This is a genomic window from Streptomyces sp. NPDC092296, from assembly GCF_044755465.1.
Classification (GTDB): domain Bacteria; phylum Actinomycetota; class Actinomycetes; order Streptomycetales; family Streptomycetaceae; genus Peterkaempfera.
Genome location: NZ_JBIVRB010000001.1, coordinates 262,258 through 279,828, shown reverse-complemented (window position 1 = coordinate 279,828; position 17,571 = coordinate 262,258). Strand labels below are relative to the sequence as shown.

The 17,571-nt window shown below is 72.1% G+C and carries 16 protein-coding genes; 9 read left to right on the top strand and 7 right to left on the bottom strand.

Annotated elements, in window-relative coordinates:
* Window positions 1-92: 92 nt before the first annotated feature.
* Window positions 93-1,229: a DNA polymerase III subunit beta gene (dnaN, locus tag ACIQGZ_RS01260; RefSeq protein ID WP_402598546.1), complete on the bottom strand. Its 1,137-nt coding sequence runs from the start codon at window positions 1,227-1,229 to the stop codon at window positions 93-95.
* Between the two features lie 1,073 nt (window positions 1,230-2,302).
* Window positions 2,303-4,252, bottom strand: coding sequence for a chromosomal replication initiator protein DnaA (gene dnaA, locus ACIQGZ_RS01255; protein WP_402599942.1), 1,950 nt, complete (start codon window positions 4,250-4,252; stop codon window positions 2,303-2,305).
* 489 nt (window positions 4,253-4,741) lie between these two features.
* Here dnaA and rpmH point away from each other — a divergent pair, with 489 nt between their 5' ends.
* The 9 genes from rpmH (at window position 4,742) to ACIQGZ_RS01210 (ending at window position 11,993) form a co-directional block, all read left to right on the top strand.
* On the top strand, window positions 4,742-4,879 hold the full coding sequence (rpmH, locus tag ACIQGZ_RS01250; protein ID WP_030354375.1) for a 50S ribosomal protein L34: 138 nt from the start codon (window positions 4,742-4,744) through the stop codon (window positions 4,877-4,879).
* 20 nt (window positions 4,880-4,899) lie between these two features.
* Window positions 4,900-5,331, top strand: a complete 432-nt coding sequence (gene rnpA, locus ACIQGZ_RS01245; protein WP_402598545.1) for a ribonuclease P protein component — start codon at window positions 4,900-4,902, stop codon at window positions 5,329-5,331.
* Window positions 5,328-5,666, top strand: a complete 339-nt coding sequence (yidD, locus tag ACIQGZ_RS01240; protein ID WP_402598544.1) for a membrane protein insertion efficiency factor YidD — start codon at window positions 5,328-5,330, stop codon at window positions 5,664-5,666. Before rnpA ends, yidD begins: the two co-directional genes overlap by 4 nt.
* A 3-nt stretch (window positions 5,667-5,669) precedes the next feature.
* Window positions 5,670-6,851, top strand: a complete 1,182-nt coding sequence (gene yidC / locus ACIQGZ_RS01235; RefSeq protein ID WP_402598543.1) for a membrane protein insertase YidC — start codon at window positions 5,670-5,672, stop codon at window positions 6,849-6,851.
* Window positions 6,852-6,899: 48 nt separating this feature from the next.
* Window positions 6,900-7,442 (top strand): protein jag, encoded by a 543-nt coding sequence (locus tag ACIQGZ_RS01230; protein ID WP_402598542.1) that lies wholly within the window; start codon window positions 6,900-6,902, stop codon window positions 7,440-7,442.
* A 209-nt stretch (window positions 7,443-7,651) separates the two neighbouring features.
* Window positions 7,652-8,428 carry a 16S rRNA (guanine(527)-N(7))-methyltransferase RsmG gene (gene rsmG, locus ACIQGZ_RS01225; RefSeq protein WP_402598541.1) on the top strand — a complete coding sequence of 259 codons (777 nt, stop codon included), beginning with the start codon at window positions 7,652-7,654 and terminating at the stop codon, window positions 8,426-8,428.
* A gap of 614 nt (window positions 8,429-9,042) precedes the next feature.
* Window positions 9,043-10,038 (top strand): ParA family protein, encoded by a 996-nt coding sequence (locus ACIQGZ_RS01220; RefSeq protein WP_402598539.1) that lies wholly within the window; start codon window positions 9,043-9,045, stop codon window positions 10,036-10,038.
* Entirely contained in the window at window positions 10,035-11,204 is a 1,170-nt protein-coding gene (locus ACIQGZ_RS01215) for a ParB/RepB/Spo0J family partition protein (RefSeq protein WP_402598538.1), read from the top strand. Before ACIQGZ_RS01220 ends, ACIQGZ_RS01215 begins: the two co-directional genes overlap by 4 nt.
* A gap of 171 nt (window positions 11,205-11,375) precedes the next feature.
* Entirely contained in the window at window positions 11,376-11,993 is a 618-nt protein-coding gene (locus ACIQGZ_RS01210; RefSeq protein ID WP_402598537.1) for a GNAT family N-acetyltransferase, read from the top strand.
* A 111-nt stretch (window positions 11,994-12,104) separates the two neighbouring features.
* Here the strand turns inward: ACIQGZ_RS01210 and trxA are convergent, their stop codons facing one another.
* The 5 genes from trxA to ACIQGZ_RS01185 form a co-directional block, all read right to left on the bottom strand.
* Window positions 12,105-12,440, bottom strand: a complete 336-nt coding sequence (trxA, locus tag ACIQGZ_RS01205; protein WP_402598536.1) for a thioredoxin — start codon at window positions 12,438-12,440, stop codon at window positions 12,105-12,107.
* Between the two features lie 113 nt (window positions 12,441-12,553).
* Window positions 12,554-13,537 (bottom strand): thioredoxin-disulfide reductase, encoded by a 984-nt coding sequence (trxB, locus tag ACIQGZ_RS01200; RefSeq protein ID WP_402598535.1) that lies wholly within the window; start codon window positions 13,535-13,537, stop codon window positions 12,554-12,556.
* 199 nt (window positions 13,538-13,736) lie between these two features.
* A complete protein-coding gene (locus ACIQGZ_RS01195; RefSeq protein WP_402598533.1) occupies window positions 13,737-14,672 on the bottom strand; it encodes an anti-sigma factor family protein in 936 nt (311 codons plus the stop codon).
* Window positions 14,669-15,412 (bottom strand): RNA polymerase sigma factor SigM, encoded by a 744-nt coding sequence (gene sigM / locus ACIQGZ_RS01190; protein WP_402599941.1) that lies wholly within the window; start codon window positions 15,410-15,412, stop codon window positions 14,669-14,671. The genes ACIQGZ_RS01195 and sigM overlap by 4 nt, the downstream gene beginning before the upstream one ends.
* A 134-nt stretch (window positions 15,413-15,546) precedes the next feature.
* Window positions 15,547-17,532 (bottom strand): protein kinase family protein, encoded by a 1,986-nt coding sequence (locus ACIQGZ_RS01185; protein ID WP_402598532.1) that lies wholly within the window; start codon window positions 17,530-17,532, stop codon window positions 15,547-15,549.
* Between the last annotated feature and the right edge of the window lie 39 nt (window positions 17,533-17,571).

Here is a 17,571-nt window from a genome sequence, read left to right as displayed (position 1 = left end):
GCGCCTGCCCTGTCGGCGGCGTTCCAGACCCGGCGGCACGGCTGCCTCCCCCGGGACACCCTGCGGCGTGCGGGAGAGGCAGCAGCGGTGGATCAGCCGGAGAGCCGCACCGGCATGATCAGGTACTTGTACGCCTCGTCGGGCTCGGCGTCGACGGCCGGCCGGCCGCTGAGCAGCGCGGGCTTGGTGGAGGTGGTGAAGCTCAGCTGGGCCACCGGGGCGTCGATGGCGGAGAGGCCCTCCAGCAGGTACGCCGGGTTGAAGGCGATCGAGATGTCGTCGCCCTCGAGGTCGGCGTCGATCCGCTCGGTGGCCTGGGCGTCGTCGCCCGAGCCCGCCTCCAGGGTGAGCACGCCCTGCTCGAAGCCGAGCCGGACGGGGGTGTTGCGCTCCGCGACCAGCGAGACGCGCTTGACCGCCTCGACGAAGGGCGCGGTGACGATGGTGGCCACCGCGTTGAACTCGGTGGGGAAGAGGCTGCGGAACTTCGGGAACTCGCCCTCCAGCAGCCGGGTGGTGGTACGCCGCCCGGCGCCCTCGAAGCCGATCAGGCCCTCGCCGCCGGAGCCGGCGCCGCCCGCCAGCGCGATCGACACCACATCGCCGCTGTTGAGCGACTTGGCGGTGTCCAGCAGGGTCTTGGCGGGGACCAGGGCGACGGCCGACAGACCGGCCTGCTCCGGCTTCCACAGCAGCTCGCGCACGGCGAACCGGTAGCGGTCGGTGGCGGCCAGGGTGATCCGGTCGTCCTCGATCTCGACCCGGACGCCGGTGAGCACCGGGAGGGTGTCGTCCCGGCCGGCGGCCACCGCGACCTGGGCGACGGCGGAGGCGAACACCTCACCGGAGACGGTGCCGGAGACGGTGGGCATCTGGGGCAGTGCCGGGTACTCGTCCACCGGCAGGGTGGGCAGGGTGAAGTGGGAGCTGCCGCACACCACGCTGACCCGGACGCCGTCGGTGGAGATCTCCACCGGGCGGTTGGGGAGGGACCGGGAGATGTCGGCCAGCAGCCGACCGGACACCAGGACGGTGCCCACCTCCTCGGTGTCGGCCTCCAGCTCGACCCGGGCCGAGACCTCGTAGTCGAAGCCGGACAGGCTCAGCCTGCTCTCGTCGGCGGCCAGCAGCAGTCCGGCCAGCACCGGAACCGGCGGCCGCGCCGGGAGGCTCCGCGCAGCCCAGGCCACCGCCTCCGCGAGGACATCACGCTCCACCCGGAACTTCACCGGTCACCGCCTCCTGATGCTCCTGCTGTCGGCGAGCCGCCGTCGTCCCCAGCCTGTGGGCTGCTGGACCGGTCGGCTCGCTCCTGTTGCCGGAGAACAGTCTGACGTACTCCACCGACAGCCGGGGCAGACGGCCCGGAGCCCGGGTGAACAGCTGTCGGATTGCCGTTGTCCACAGATCGGCGCCCCACCTGCTGTTAGACGAAGCACCGGGGGATCTCTAGGCGGTAGTAGTAGTAGGGGCTGTGGATTAGGTGGATAACCCCATCCGGCCAGCTCAGCGCCCCTTTTTTATCCACCGGGCCTGTGGGTGGAGCGGTGGATGAACCAGCGCTTCCTGTGGATGGCGGGAGCTTGCCCACAGGCCGTCCACAGCGGTCCACAGGTTCTCCCCAGGACTATCCCCAGGTTTTACCCAGGTTACCCACCGGCCACACCTCCCCTTCGGTGTGACCGCTTTCACACGGACCAGTGAAAGCGCGGTTCTTGTTGTCGAACTGTGGACGCAGGTGTGGAGAAGCTGGGGACAACCCCTCTGGTCCTGGGGACAGCCGGTGGACAACTTTGGCGCCGTGTTGACGGCCCCTCAACTGTCCACAGGCTGTGGACAACGGTTGCCCACAAGTACACAGGCGGTTGAGCTGGGGCGACGAGCCTACTGCGCGCGGAGCTGTGGAGGAGTTCTGGATAACTCCGTGTTCCCCAGGGTGTGGACGGTCGAAAACGGCCCGAGCTGTGGAGACCGCCGCTCCGGGCCGCCGCTGTTCGAATCCCTGCGCACCTGTGCGAGGCGGCGGCCGGTCGGCCGGGGTCCGTCGAACCACCCCGGAGGCCCACCGGCAGGTCCACAAGGAAGGTCCGGGGGCGCTCCTGGAGCCCCTGCGGGCCGCCCGTGAGCCGCAGCCGCGAGGGCGTGCCGGCTGCCCCGGGGAAGGCACGGCGGCGGGTGCCCGGCGCCCGCGTACCCGGGAACGCCGTAGGGGCGCCGGGAGGGGTCTCCCGGCGCCCCTACGGGCGGCCTCTGACGCGGCCGGTCGGCTCTGGTGTGGCCGGTCGGCTCTTGGTGCGGCCAGTCAGCTCTTGATGCGGTTGGTCAGCTCGGTGACCTGGTTGTAGATCGACCGCCGCTCGGCCATCAGCGACCGGATCTTGCGGTCGGCGTGCATCACCGTGGTGTGGTCCCGGCCGCCGAACTGGGCGCCGATCTTCGGCAGCGACAGATCGGTCAGCTCCCGGCACAGGTACATGGCGATCTGCCGGGCGGTCACCAGCACCCGGCTCCGCGACGAGCCGCAGAGGTCCTCCACGGCCAGCCCGAAATACGCGGCCGTCTGCTCCATGATGGTCTTCGCCGTGATCTCCGGGCCGGCCTCCTCGCCGCCGGGGATCAGGTCCTTCAGCACGATCCCGGTGAGCTCCAGGTCCACCGGCGCCCGGTTGAGGCTGGCGAAGGCGGTCACCCGGATCAGCGCGCCCTCCAGCTCGCGGATGTTGCGCGAGATCCGCGAGGCGATGAACTCCAGCACCTCCGGCGGGGCGTTCAGCTGCTCCTGGATGGCCTTCTTGCGCAGGATCGCGATCCGGGTCTCCAGCTCCGGCGGCTGGACGTCGGTGATCAGCCCCCATTCGAACCGGTTGCGGAGCCGGTCCTCCAGGGTGACCAGCTGCTTCGGCGGCCGGTCCGAGGAGAGCACGATCTGCTTGTTGGCGTTGTGCAGGGTGTTGAAGGTGTGGAAGAACTCCTCCTGCGTCGACTCCTTGCTCGCCAGGAACTGGATGTCGTCGACCAGCAGGATGTCCATGTCCCGGTAGCGCTTGCGGAACGCGTCCGCCTTGCCGTCCCGGATGGAGTTGATGAACTCGTTGGTGAACTCCTCCGAGCTCACGTAGCGCACCCGCGTCCCCGGGTACAGGCTGCGGGAGTAGTGGCCGATGGCGTGCAGCAGGTGCGTCTTGCCCAGCCCGGATTCGCCGTAGATGAAGAGCGGGTTGTACGCCTTGGCGGGCGCCTCGGCCACCGCGACGGCGGCCGCGTGGGCGAACCGGTTGCTGGCACCGATCACAAAGGTGTCGAAGAGGTACTTCGGGTTGAGCCGCGCGGCCGGTTCGTCCTTGCGCGGACCGCCGCCGCCGGGCGCACCCGGCATGGGAGGCCCGCCCGGCCGCTTGGGCACGGCGGGGCCGGCGGGCCGGACGGCGGGCAGCGCGGAGCCGCCGCCGTCGCCCGGTGGCTCGGGGGTGTGCGCGGGCTGCGGGCGCCCGCTGTCGGCGCCCGCGCCCCGGCCCCCCTCGCTGCCCGGCGTGCCGTAGTCGCCGCCCAGCAGGTCGCCCTGGGTGCCGCGGCCGTCCCGCGCCGCGTCGGGCGGCAGCTGGCGGAAGCCCTCCGGTGGGGTGGGGGTGCGGTCGTGGTGCGGGGGCCAGTCGCGCTGGCCGGGCCGCCCCTCGGCGCCGGGCCACTCGCCGGGCGCCCGGTCGGCGCTCTCGCCGCGCTCGGGACCGCCGTCGCGGTAGCCGCCCTCGTACCCGCGCCGGTCCCAGTAGCCGGCGTCGCCGTAGCCCGGCGCCCAGCTGCCCTGCTCGGACCAGCCGGGGCGCTGGTCGTACGGGCCGGGTCGCTGCTCGTAGCCGCCGCCCTCGTACCGCCGCTGCTCGTACGCCGGGTCGTAGCCGCCGCGCTGGCCGCCCTGCGGCCGTCCGGGCCAGCCGCCCTCGCCACCGCCGGGCGCCGCCCGGTAGTCGCGGTCCTCCCGGTAGTCCTGGCGGGGCTGCTCCGGCTCGGCGGGCGGCGCGGCCACCGGTGCCGGGGGCACCGCGTTGGCGTCCACCATGACCGCGATCCGCACCGGGTGGCCGAACTCCGCGCCCAGGATCTCGCTGAGCAGCGGCAGCAGCCGGCCCTCCAGGACCTGTTTGGCCCGCTCGTTGGGCGCCGCCAGCAACGCGGTGTCGTGCATCATCCCCATCGGCTGGGTGCGCCGGAGCCACATCCGCTCGCTGTCCCCGACGCTCGCGTCATCGCCCAGCCGCTCGACGACCTTCGCCCAGGCGGGGGCGAGATCGCTGTTGACATCAGCCACTGGAGCACGCTTTCTCGTTCCACCGCTGCGGGTGGTCTTGGTCGGGGGGTGCTTGACACGCGAAGGTGTGGATCGGCGGAGGGCGGGGAACGCAGACAGGTTCTGCAACGGTAATCAGCGGTGATGCCTCGGTTCAAGTTGTTGTCCACAGGCTGTGCACAGCCTGGTCGGCGGCGGGTCGAGGGCGGCGCTCGGTGCCGCCGCACGGCGCGCCAGCACCCGGTTTGACCCGTGGTCCCCCGTCCGCGTACCGTAACCAGGTCGAGTTGTCGATGGCCGCTGCCGCATGCCCGCGGGTCACCCGCATCAGTACAGGCGCGCAGCACGGGCGCCGTGGATCGCCTTGCTTCTCAAGGTGAATGAGGAGATCGCGCGGACGCACGGTGACGGCCAGGCGACGCCCCGCCACCCTACGATTTCCCCTGGAGCCCCCGAGTGAGCAAGCGCACCTTCCAGCCGAACAACCGCCGCCGCGCGAAGACCCACGGCTTCCGGCTGCGGATGCGCACCCGCGCCGGCCGCGCCATCCTGGCGACCCGCCGTGGCAAGGGCCGCGCGCGTCTGTCCGCCTGATCCGCGTACAGGGTCATGCTGTGCTGCCCACCGAGAATCGGCTGAGGCGGCGGCAGGACTTCGCCATCGCGGTGAAACGCGGCCGTCGTGCCGGTAAACCCCTGCTCGTCGTACACCTCAGCCGAGGTGCGGCGGACGGGGGAGCCGACGGCGGACGGAACGACTTCGGCCCGCACGCGCCGGGGGAGGGTGCTCTCCCGGCGCGTGCGGGTTTCGTCGTGAGCAAGGCTGTCGGCCCGGCAGTCGTGCGCAACCTCGTGAAGCGTCGCCTGCGTCACCTTGTGCGAGAGCGTATGTCGCTGCTGCCCACAGGTAGCCTGATAGTGGTACGCGCGCTGCCCCCGGCGGGGACAGCGGACTACGCGGACCTGGAGCGCGACCTGGACGCAGCCCTGCGACGGCTGCTCCGGACGGAGACGACCGCCATCGGGCCGACGGGAGCAGGGCGATGAAGTACCTGCTGATGGGGCTGATCAGGATCTACCAGTGGACCATCAGCCCACTGCTCGGCCCCGTGTGCCGGTACTACCCCTCGTGCTCCCACTACGGCTACGAGGCGATCCGGGTGCACGGCGCGGTGAAGGGAACCGGCCTCACCGCCTGGCGCATCCTGCGCTGCAACCCGTGGTCCCCCGGAGGTGTGGACCATGTACCGCCGCGCAAGCGGCCCGTGTGGCACCAGCGGCTGCTCGGCCACTTCGCGAGCCCGGGTCACCATGGCCCGGCCCCCCAGCCCTCCGGCCCGGTCGAGAACCCGGCGCCCACGCCAAATGCCCAAGGAGCCTGATTCGTGGACACGGTCCTGAGTCCTCTCTATACGGCGGTGTCCTGGATCATCGTCCAGTTCCACTCGCTGTACGCACACCTCTTCGGAGCGGACACCGGCTGGGCGTGGGGACTCTCCATCGTTTCGCTCGTGATCGTCATCCGGATCTGCCTGATCCCGCTCTTCGTGAAGCAGATCAAGGCGACCCGGGCCATGCAGGCGATCCAGCCGAAGATGAAGGCCATCCAGGAGCGCTACAAGAACGACCGGCAGCGCCAGTCCGAAGAGATGATGAAGCTCTACAAGGAAGCGGGCACCAACCCGTTTTCGAGCTGTCTCCCGATCCTGGTGCAGTCCCCGTTCTTCATCTCGCTCTACCGGGTGCTGAACCACATCGCCCAGGGCAAGACGGTCGGCGTCATCGACCAGCCGCTGCTGGAGAGCGCACAGCGGGCCCACATCTTCGGCGCCCCGCTGTCGGTGAAGTTCACCGACTCCGCTGACAAGGTCACCGCGCTGGGCGCCAGCATCACCGATGTCCGCATCGTGACGATCACCATGATCGTGCTGATGTCGCTGTCGCAGTTCGTCACCCAGCGCCAGCTGATGACCAGGAACGTCGACCTCACGGTGAAGACGCCGTTCATGCAGCAGCAGAAGATGCTGATGTACGTCTTCCCCGTCATGTTCGCCGTCTTCGGCATCAACTTCCCGGTCGGTGTCCTGGTCTACTGGCTGACCACCAACGTCTGGACCATGGGCCAGCAGCTGTTCGTCATCCACCGGAACCCCACCCCGGGCAGCCACGCCTGGAACGAGCGCCAGGCCCGGCTGAAGAAGGCGGGCAAGCTCGCCGCCGACGGCACTCCGGTGCGGGGCGGCCTCACCTCCCTGGTCAAGGGCGGCAAGGCGGAGGCCCCCGAGGCTCCTGCGGAGACCGGGCCGCTGGTCCGGCAGCAGCCCAAGCGGCAGACCAAGTCCCAGCGGCAGCAGACCGCGCCCGGGGCCAAGCCCGCCGGTGGCGGCGGTCCGAGCGGCGGCGCCGACAGCGGTGGTCCCAGCAGCAGTGGTACGGCCGGCAGTGGTGCGACCGAGGCGGGGAAGACCGATCCGGGCAAGGGCTCGGCAAGTGGCGGCAAGCGCACCGGACAGCCCGGCAAGCGGACTCCCCAACCGGCCGGGCAGCGGCCGAAGAAGAAGTCCTGACCGGTTCCCCAGATCTTCGTCCCACCGATTCTCCTAAGGAGTCCCTCCGTGACGGAAGGCACCACCTCCGCCGCTGCGGACGCCCCCGCGCCCGCTCCCACGTCCAAGAACGACCTGATCGCCCAGCTGGAGCAGGAGGGCGATATCGCGGCGGACTACCTTGAGGGCCTGCTGGACATCGCCGACCTCGACGGCGACATCGACATGGACGTCGAGGGCGACCGCGCCTCGGTCTCCATCGTGGGTGAGGACTCCGGTGCCCACCGGGCCCTGCTGCGGCTCGTCGGACAGGACGGCGAGGTGCTGGAGGCGCTCCAGGAGCTGACGCGGCTGGCCGTGCACCGGGAGACCGGTGAGCGCAGCCGGCTGATGCTGGACATCGCGGGCTTCCGGGCCGGCAAGCGGGCCGAGCTGGCCCAGCTGGGGGCCAAGGCCGCGCAGCGGGTGAAGGAGACCGGCGAGCCGGCGAAGCTGAGCCCGATGACCCCGTTCGAGCGCAAGGTGGTGCACGACGCGGTGGCGGCGGCCGGCCTGCGCAGCGAGTCGGAGGGCGAGGAGCCGCAGCGGTGCGTCGTCGTGCTGCCGGCCTGAGGCTGCTGCCCTGGACCGGACATGGTTGGCCCGGACTGGACACGACTGCCAGACGGGACGCGACTGCACGGTGACGGCCCCGTCCGCCTCGCGCGGGCGGGGCCGTCCTGCCGTGCGGCAGGTGGCAGAGGATGTTTCACGTGAAACAGCATGAGCCGCTCCCGGCCGATGACGGGCGAGGCGGTGAACCCCCCAGGGAAGAGGCAGGGATGGAGACAGGCACACCCTCCGAGGCGGCCGAGGAGGAGCTGCCGGAGGCGCCGCCTGCTGCGAGGTCGGTCTTCGGTGAGCGCTTCGACGCGGCGGTTCGCTATGCCGAGCTGCTGGCCACCGCCGGGGTGCGGCGCGGGCTGATCGGCCCGCGCGAGGTGCCCCGGCTGTGGGACCGGCATGTGCTCAACTGCGCGGTGCTGGCCGAGGTCGTCCCCGAGAAGGCGTCGCTCTGCGATGTCGGCTCGGGCGCGGGACTGCCGGGCATCCCGGTGGCGCTGGCCCGGCCCGATCTCTCGGTGACGCTGCTGGAACCGCTGCTGCGCCGGACCACCTTCCTGGAGGAGGTGGTCCGCGAGCTGGGCTTGGAGAATGTGACCGTGGTGCGCGGTCGGGCCGAGGAGATGATCGGCAAGCTGTCGGTCGACGTGGTGACGGCTCGGGCGGTGGCGCCGCTGGAGCGGTTGGCCGGCTGGGGGCTGCCGCTGCTGCGCCCGTACGGGCAGATGCTGGCGCTCAAGGGGGACACCGCTGAACAGGAGCTGGCGGACGCCCGGGGGGCGCTGAGCAAGCTGGGTGCGGTGGAGTGGTCGGTGGTGCAGGCCGGCGGCGGGACGGTGGCGACGCCGACCCATGTGGTGCGGGTCCAGGTGGGCGAGAGCCCGGGTGGCGTACGGGCTGCCACCCGGCGGGCGAAGGCCGCCCGAGCGGGTCGGGCCGCCGGGGGCGACCGGGGCGCGGCAGGCGGCCGTGGGGGCGGTCGACGCCGACGCTGAGCGTGGACCCCGAGCCGTGGTGTGACGTGATCACTGCTGCGGATGGGTGAGGGGCGGTGGCCGGATGGTGCGGCTGCCGCCCCTTGTTGTTGCGTCCCGGAGTGTCGCGGCCTGCTATTTCCGACAAAACGGGCATGGTGTTTCACGTGAAACGTCGTCCCCTGCTTCCAGGAATCCTGAGCCGCAGCAGGGCTGCGGTCTCGGCGCCCATCTCCGGGGCGTCTGTCGGCACCTCTCCGGGTGAAGATCCGGGTTTGGGCGGGGTGGAACGGCCGCAACCCGCACCCAACTGCCCTTCGCTGCGCGATGATGCCCCCAAGACCTCAGTTTCCGCCGCGCACCCCGCCCGTCCCACCGGCCAGGCCGTTGCCGGCGGGCCGGGCGGAGGCCGGCCCGGAGAGGGGAGCCAGCCCTTGCCGTCCGACGTCCATGGCACCCAGCCCATGACCGACTCCATGGAATCCGCTGCCGCAGCCGCACTGTGGTCGAGCCGTCGGCCCGAGCCACTGCCGGGCCCCCGGGGCGAGGCCTATCCGACCGGCTCGGTGCCCGGTCCGGGGGGTGACCTCTCCCCCGGCCGCAGCACCGATGTTTCACGTGAAACACTGGCCCGCATGCAGGACTCCGAGTCTCCCGGCCCGGTCGACGCCGGGCCCGTCTACGACACCCCCATCGGGCGGGCCGCCCAGCTCGCGGTGGAGGCCAGAGGCCGTACCGGTGAGCGACTGCCGCGCCCGGCGCAGACCAGGGTGATCGTGGTCGCCAATCAGAAGGGTGGCGTCGGCAAGACGACCACCACGGTCAACCTGGCCGCCTCACTGGCGATGCACGGTGGCCGGGTGCTGGTGGTCGACCTCGACCCGCAGGGCAATGCCTCCACCGCGCTGGGGGTCGACCACCATGCCGAGGTGCCGTCGATCTACGACGTGCTGGTGGAGGGCAAGCCGCTGGCCGATGTCGTCCAGCCGGTGGTGGACGTCGAGGGGCTGTTCTGCGTCCCGGCCACCATCGACCTGGCCGGCGCCGAGATCGAGTTGGTCTCCCTGGTGGCCCGGGAGAGCCGGCTCCAGCGGGCCATCGAGGCATATGAGCAGCCGCTGGACTACGTCCTGATCGACTGCCCGCCCTCGCTCGGCCTGCTCACGGTGAACGCCCTGGTGGCCGGACGCGAGGTGCTGATCCCCATCCAGTGCGAGTACTACGCGCTGGAGGGGCTGGGCCAGCTGCTGCGCAATGTGGAGCTGGTACGAGCGCACCTCAACCCGCAGCTGCATGTCTCCACCATCCTGCTCACCATGTACGACGCGCGGACCAGGCTGGCCGCCCAGGTGGCGGACGAGGTGCGCACCCACTTCCAGAAGGAGGTGCTGCGCACCGCGATCCCGCGCTCGGTGCGGATCTCGGAGGCCCCCAGCTACGGGCAGACGGTCCTCACCTATGACCCGGGTTCCAGCGGGGCGCTGTCCTACCTGGAGGCGGCCCGGGAGATCGCGCTGCGCAGTGTCTCGGTGCCGGGTCCCGGCGCGGCGGCTGCGCGCGGTTACGACTACGGAGTCGGCGTGCAGGCCGGACCGATCGAGGAGCACAGCACGATGGAGGGCAACCGGTGAGTAGTCGCAGGGTGGGTCTGGGCCGAGGGCTCGGGGCGCTGATTCCGCCCGCGTCGGTGGGAGTGGAGGGGGAGCAGCCGGCTGCGCCGGCCCCCCATGTGCTGCCGAACGGGCGGACCCTGATCTCCCCCGGCGCCGCCTCCCCCACTGCGGTGCCGGTGCTGCCGGCCGATCGCGGGACGGTGGCGGCCAAGGCGGCGGCCGGGGCCTCCCGTGCCAAGCGGTCGCAGCCCGCGGTGCCGGAGCAGCCCACTGTGCCGGAGCAAGCTGTGGAGCTGGCGCCGGTGGCCGGGGCCCGGTTCGCCGAGCTGCCGTTGGACGCCATCACGCCCAACCCGAGGCAGCCCCGTGAGCTGTTCGACGAGGAGAAGCTCCAGGAGCTGGTCACCTCGATCAAGGAGGTGGGCCTGCTCCAGCCGGTGGTGGTGCGGCAGGTCGGTGCCGAGCGCTATGAGCTCATCATGGGCGAGCGCCGCTGGCGGGCTTCGCGGGAGGCGGGCCTTGAGGCCATCCCCGCCATCGTCCGGGCCACCGAGGACGAGAAGCTGCTGCTGGACGCGCTGCTGGAGAACCTGCACCGGGCGGAGCTGAACCCGCTGGAGGAGGCGGCCGCCTATGACCAGCTGCTCCAGGACTTCGGCTGCACCCATGAGGAGCTGGCGGACCGCATCGGCCGCTCCCGGCCCCAGGTGTCCAACACGCTGCGGCTGCTCAAGGCGTCCCCTGTGGTGCAGCGCAAGCTCGCGGCGGGGGTGATCTCCGCCGGGCACGCCAGGGCGCTGATGCAGCTGGAGGATCTGGAGGCCCAGGAGAAGCTGGCGCTGCGGATCAATGCCGAGGGGCTGTCGGTGCGTACCGTCGAGGAGATGGTGCGGACCATGGGCCAGCGCCGGCCGCGCTCCGGCCCCCGGCCCGGCGGCCGGATCTCCCCGGCCTTCGGTGAGCTGGCATCCCGGCTCTCGGACCGGTTCGAGACCCGGGTGAAGGTCGAGGTCGGCCAGCGCAATGGGAAGATCGGCAAGGGGAAGATCGTGGTGGAGTTCGCCTCGGTCGAGGATCTGAACCGCATCCTGGACAGCCTGGCCCCCGGTGAGGACTCGCTGCGCGGCGAAGCGCCGGAGGGGCCGGCGGACACTGCGGCCGACGACTCCGCCGACCAGGGTTAGCCATTGGAATGTGGTGGGGCCGGGCCGGGTACACAGGGAACGATGTTCCACGTGAAACCGGCACCGGCCCCTCTTGCGTGCCGCCACCACCCGGGGAGGTGGGGCCCGGATGCCGCGTCAGGACGATTGGCTGCTTGCGTTTCCGGCGGTGGCCGCGTGAAGGTGTGAGGCATGGGACGCAGGATCGCTCCGCTGACGCTCGACAACCTCTCGGATCTGCCGACGACCTGCCGCTCCTGTGTCTTCTGGGAACTGGACCCGGTGAGCGGCGAGGCGGCGGTGCAGGGCGGCAAACCGGAGCTGGAAAAGGAGTCCTGGATCTCCGGTGTGCTGCTGGACTGGGGGTCCTGCGGCCGGGTCGTCTATGTGGATGCCACCCCGGTGGGCTTTGTGCTCTACGCGCCGCCCGCCTATGTGCCCCGCTCGCTCGCCTTCCCCACCAGCCCCGTGTCGCCGGACGCCGTGCAGCTGATCACGGCGCGGGTGCTGCCGGGGTATCAGGGGCAGGGGATCGGCCGGGTGTTGGTGCAGACGGTGGCCAAGGATCTGGTGCGGCGTGGCTTCAAGGCGGTGGAGGCCTTCGGGGACGCCCGCTGGGAGGCGCCCGGTTGTGTGCTGCCCGCCGAACACCTGCTGGCCGTGGGCTTCAAGACGGTACGGCCGCACCATCGGTACCCCCGGCTGCGGCTGGAGGTGCGCTCCGCCATCTCCTGGAAGGGGGATGTGGAGGTCGCGCTGGAACGGCTGCTGGGGGCCACCCGCAAGGAGCCCGCGCTGCGGCCGCTGTAGGGCCGGGCCGGGCTGGGCCGGTCCGGGCGGGGCCCGGAGGCGGTGGAGACGGCTGAGGCGGCCCACCCCCGTGGGGTGGGCCGCCTCAGCCGCGCTAGCTGCCGACCGTTCTCACTTCTGGGAGAGGAACGGAGCCAGGTCCTTGAGCAGCAGGGCCTTGGGCTTGGCACCGACGATGGTCTTCACGACCTCGCCGTTCTGGTAGACGTTGAGCGTCGGGATCGACAGCACGCCGTACTTCGCGGGCACCGACGGGTTGGCGTCGATGTCGAGCTTGGCGACGGTGATCTGGTCGGTGTACTCGCCCGCGATCTCCTCCAGAGCCGGGGCGATCTGGCGGCACGGGCCGCACCAGGCCGCCCAGAAGTCGACGATGACGGGCTTGTCGCTCTTGAGGACCTCGGCCTCGAAGGTCTCATCGGTGACGGTGATGGTGGCGCCGGCCACGGGAACTCCTAGATGTGTGTCGAGGTGCGCGGGGTGGGTCGTGGTCCACGGTTTCACGTGAAACAACAACCGATGGGTCGGATCTGTTTCACGTGAAACCGTGGGCTGCGGCTTCAGAGGGCTGCGGCGGCCTGCTCCGGCTCACGGACGTGCTCCGGGGCGGCCTCCACCAGCGCGGCCAGGTAGCGCTCGGCGTCCAGAGCGGCGGCGCAACCGGTGCCGGCCGCCGTGATGGCCTGCCGGTAGGTGTGGTCCACCACGTCGCCGGCGGCGAAGACGCCGGTCAGGTTGGTCCGGGTGCTGGGGGCCTCGACCTTGAGGTAGCCCTCCTCGTCCAGGTCCAGCTGGCCCTTGAACAGGTCGGTGCGCGGGTCGTGGCCGATCGCGATGAAGAGACCGGTGACCGGCAGCTCTCGGGTCTCCCCGGTGACGGTGTCGCGCAGTGTGACGCCGCTGAGCTTGGGGTCGCCGTGGATCGCCTCGACCGTGCTGTTCCAGGCGAAGGAGATCTTCTCGTCGGCGAACGCCCGCTCCTGCATCGCCTTGGAGGCGCGCAGGGTGTCCCGGCGGTGGACCAGGGTGACCGACTTGGCGAAGCGGGTGAGGAAGGTGGCCTCCTCCAGGGCGGTGTCGCCGCCGCCGACCACCACGATGTCCTGGTCGCGGAAGAAGAAGCCGTCACAGGTGGCACACCAGGAGACGCCGCGACCGGACAGCTCCTCCTCGCGGGACAGCCCGAGCTTGCGGTAGTGGGAGCCGGTGGTGACGATGACCGCCTTGGCGCGGTGCACGGTGCCGACCGAGTCGGTGACGGTCTTGATGTCACCGGTCAGGTCGACCTCGACGATGTCGTCCGGGATCAGCTCGGCGCCGAAGCGCTCGGCCTGGGCGCGCATGTTGTCCATCAGGTCGGGACCCATGATGCCGTCGCGGTAGCCCGGGAAGTTCTCGACCTCGGTGGTGTTCATCAGAGCGCCGCCGGCGGAGACCGCGCCCTCGAAGACCAGTGGCTTCAGAGAGGCGCGGGCGGTGTAGAGAGCGGCCGTGTAACCGGCCGGGCCGGAGCCAATGATGATCACGTTACGGACGTCGCTCACTGCATCTCCTGGTTCGCATCGCGGCCCGCGAGGTCTGCGGGAGGGCGGTCTGCTCCGCCGCCGATTCAACGGTTCACCATCCTCTCGCATTCCCGGCTCCGGGCACGCCACCGGTCCGGCGCAGTTCGCCGGAATGGCCAGGTCCTTCGGTGCCTCAGGTCCGCTGGGGGCGGCGGGGCACGGGAGTCAGGGGGCGAGGTCAGGGTGCGGGGGTCAGGGTGCGGTGCAGTCGGACGGTGCCGGGGTCGGCCGGGGCGACCTGTTCGCAGTCGGGGTCGACCAGGAAGACGTCCAGTGCGCCGACCGGTTGCGCGGCGGCGTACACGACCACGGCGACCGGACCGCCCTGGAAGGTGCCCAGGTCGGTGGCGAGCGGCTGGTCGGCGGGCCGGCCGGTGGCCTGGAGCACGCAGTCGGGGAGGGGCGCGGTGGCCGTCCCGTTCGCCGGGCGAGCACCCGGGCCGCTCATCAGTCGCCCGATCTGGGAGTCGAGGCCCTGCTCGGTGTACGCAGTGCCGGTGCCACGGCTCTGGGCGGCCAGCTGGTCGGACGCGACACCGTGCGGCTGCCGTGCCGTGAAGGCTCGCTGGGGCGCGGCGGTGGCCCCGGCGGCGTCCTTGAGGGCACTGGTCGAGCGGACGTGGTCGGTTTGGAGTGTGTGGATGAGCACTCCGCCCAGGCCGATGGCGGCGGCCACGGCGGCCGTGGCGAGCAGCAGCCGACCGGTCCGGCGGCGCCTGGGCCCCCGGCCGGGGCCGGTCGCAAGACCGGGCCCGCCGCCGGGTCGGGTCCGATCCCGGACCGGGGGGCCGGGCTCGGCAGCGGCGGTGTCGGTGGGGGCGGCGGCCTCGGCCGCGAGTGCGGCGTCGATCCGGTCCGCGATGTCCGCAGGCAGGGGCGGCGCCTCGGTGCGGCCCAGCAGGGCACGGATCTCCAGCAGGGCGTCCCGGGTGTCGGTGCACTCGGTACAGCCGGCCAGGTGGGCACGGACCGTCTCGGCGGCCGCGGGGGTCAGCAGGTCCTCGGTGAGGTCGGAGATCTCCTCGACCGCCGGGTGGTCGGCTGGGTCGGCGGAACCGGCGGGGTCGGGCAGCGGTGGTTCGGTCGGGCCGGAACCCGGTGTGATCGGCGTCATGCTGGTGCTGCACCTCCTCCTGTGGTCAGATCTCCGGTCGGCAGTGCGCTGCCCCTCTCTCGGACGGTACCGCCCGCCGGGAGGTTCCCCCCGGTGGCGGACGGCGGGGCGGTGCCCGCCCGGGTCCGTGTTTCACGTGAAACACGGACCTCGGTTTCACGTGAAACAGTGCCCGGCGGCCCGTCCTCGTCGGTGCGCAGATGCCGAAGCAGCGGCAGCAGCCGGGCCCGGCCCCGGGCGCAGCGGCTCTTGACCGTCCCGGTGGGCACGCCGAGCAGCACGGCGGCCTCGGCCACCGGGTAGCCCTGCATGTCGACCAGCACCAGGGCGCTGCGCTGTTCGATGGGCAGCGAGGCCAGGGCGAGGGCGAGCTCGCGGCGCAGCTCGCCACGGACCACGGGGGCGTCGGCCGGTTCGTCGGTGCCGAGCAGGGCGTCGGCGGACGGTCGGCCGTCGTCCAGCGGGTCGGTGCGCCGGGACGCCGAGCGGCGGGCCCGGTCCAGGCAGGCGTTGACGACGATCCGGTGCAGCCAGGTGGTGACGGCGGAGCGGCCCTGGAAGGTGTGGGCGGCGCGGAAGGCGGAGACCAGGGCGTCCTGGAGCGCGTCGGCGGCCTCCTCCCGGTCGCCGAGCGTGCGCAGTGCCACCGCCCAGAGCCGGTCGCGGTGGCGGCGCACCAGCTCGCCGAAGGCGTCGTGGTCGCCGGCCGCATGTCGGGCGAGGAGTTCCTTGTCGGTCAGTGGGCGGGCGCTCGGTGGGTGGGCGTCGCTGGGCGGGTGGGCGTCGCCGGGCGGGGCGGCCTCGGCGGGCGTGTCGCGGGCGCCGTCGTCGGGCGTCGGGTCCACCGCGCCCCCTCCTGTGGTCGTCCTGCCCGTCAGCCGCTGACCTTGATCTCGGATACCTGGCCCCGGTAGGGCAGGCTGCCGCTGTCCGTCGCGGGCAGCTCGGTCAGCCAGACCAGCAGGAAGCGGGACTTGGTCGGCTTGGCGGGCTTCAGGGAGACATCGGTGCCCGAGCCGTCGGTGAGCGGGGTGAAGCCGTCGAAGCTGCTCGGGGCGCTGGTCGCGTCCGGCGGCGCCGCGAGCAGCGTCACCTTGGTCGAGCCACCGAACCGGACGGTCACGGCGGCGACGTTCTTGGCGCTGCCGAGGTCGAGGATGATGCCCACGCCCGGCTTGACGCCGCCGAAGTCGGCCCGGGTGTAGCCGTCGGTCCGCCAGTAGGTCGAGGGGTCGCCGTCGAAGGCCTTGGGTATGTCCTGCGGCTTCTCGCTGCGGTCGCTGCCGAACGGGTCGAAGTCGGTGGCGTGCACGACCGGCAGCGGCTGGGGCGCGCTCTTGGTCGGGGTCGGCTTGCCGCTGCTCTCGACCTCGGAGGAGGTGCTGTGGGTGCTGTCCCCGGTGTCGCCGTCCCGGTCGAGGAACTGGGTGGCCAGCTGCCAGCTGCCGAGGCCGAGGGCGACCAGCAGCAGCGCGGAGGCGCCCCACTTGACCACCCGGCGGCCGCGACCGCGACCGCGCCGGGCGACGGGCGGTGCGGCCGGGGGTGCGGCGGCTGCGGGCGCCACCGGGCGGGGCCGGGCGGCGGTCGGCGGCGGGTAGCTGGAGCGGGCGTGGGTGGGCTGCTGCTGCGGGTAGCTGGGCGCGGTGTAGACCGGGAGGACGGGCTCGGGCTCCGGGGGGCGCACCTTGGGCAGCAGGGCGATGGCCTTGGCCAGCTCCTCCGGGGTGGTGATGGGCGCCAGGTGGCGCGGCGGCTCGTCGCACAGGGCCCGTACGGCGATCTCCGACAGGCCGCGGTGCACCCCCGCCCGGACCTGGTCCGGCGGTACGCAGCCGATCTCCTTGGGCATGCCCTGGAGGTCGTACTTGTCCTCGGGGTAGGGCCAGCGGTGGGCCAGCGCCGCGTACAGCAGCGCGCCGATCGCCCGGGTGTCGTCCAGCTCGGCCTGCTCGTCGCTGAGGCCGTGCAGGGCGGCGTCCACCGCGAGGCCGTTGATCCGGTACTGGCCGCTGTCGGTGCGCAGCACGCAGGTCGGGGTGAGCCGCAGGTGCGACTGGCCCCGACGGTGGGCCACGGCGACCGCGTCGGTGACCTGCCGAACCATCCGGTAGGCGTCGTACGGCTCCATCGGACCGGTGGCGAGCAGGCTGGCCAGGTCGGTGGCGTCGGGCAGCCACTCGCGGACGATGTAGACCAGGTCGCCGTCGGTCACCGCGTCGAGGACCTGGACGAAGCGCAGGTCCCCGAGGAGCGCGGCGCGGCGGGCGGCGGCCAGCACGGCCCGGGACCGCTCGTGCCCGGCGGCCAGCAGGTGGATGCCGACGGCGCGGCGCAGCTTCTCGTCGACCGCGCGCCAGCTGGTGAAGACACCGGCCTGGGAGATGCACTCCTCCAGGCGGTAGCGGTTGGCGACCTTGTCGCCGCTGTGCCGGACCGGGACGGGCCGCAGGGTGGGCACCGGATCGGTGCCGGCCTCGGGCGTGGCGCTCTCCGCCGGGGCGTCCTCGGCGGGCGCGAGTACGGCGGCTTCCACAGCCGGAGAGCCCGCAGCCGGGTCGTCGTCCGCCGGGGCGTCCTCGGCCTGCTCGTCGGCGGGCCCTTCCTCGGCGGCCCCTTCCTCGGCGGCCTTGTCCTCGGCGGGATCGTCTTCGGCCGGGCCGCCGTCCGCCGTCGGGCCGTCGTCCGCCGCCTCGGCGGTGTCGGGCTTCGCCGCCTCCGCTTCGTCCGATCGGGTGGACTCCTGATGCCGACTGCCTGGGGCCGTCCGTCCGTCGTCCGTGCTGCCGGGAGCTGCGGCGGTCCCACCCGCGCCGTCCTCGGTCACCACGTCGACGGCGGCCCTGCTGCGATCCGCCACCGTCGTCCTGCCTCCCCTTGCATCGCCCCGGATGAGTAC

Bases quoted from the DNA above. Each gene is read 5' to 3' on its own strand.
- ACIQGZ_RS01195 (WP_402598533.1), bottom strand. From the start codon at position 14,672: ATGACGCCGATCACACCGGGTTCCGGCCCGACCGAACCACCGCTGCCC.
- yidD (WP_402598544.1), top strand. From the start codon at position 5,328: ATGAAGTACCTGCTGATGGGGCTGATCAGGATCTACCAGTGGACCATC.
- ACIQGZ_RS01210 (WP_402598537.1), top strand. From the start codon at position 11,376: ATGGGACGCAGGATCGCTCCGCTGACGCTCGACAACCTCTCGGATCTG.
- rsmG (WP_402598541.1), top strand. From the start codon at position 7,652: ATGGAGACAGGCACACCCTCCGAGGCGGCCGAGGAGGAGCTGCCGGAG.
- ACIQGZ_RS01220 (WP_402598539.1), top strand. From the start codon at position 9,043: ATGCAGGACTCCGAGTCTCCCGGCCCGGTCGACGCCGGGCCCGTCTAC.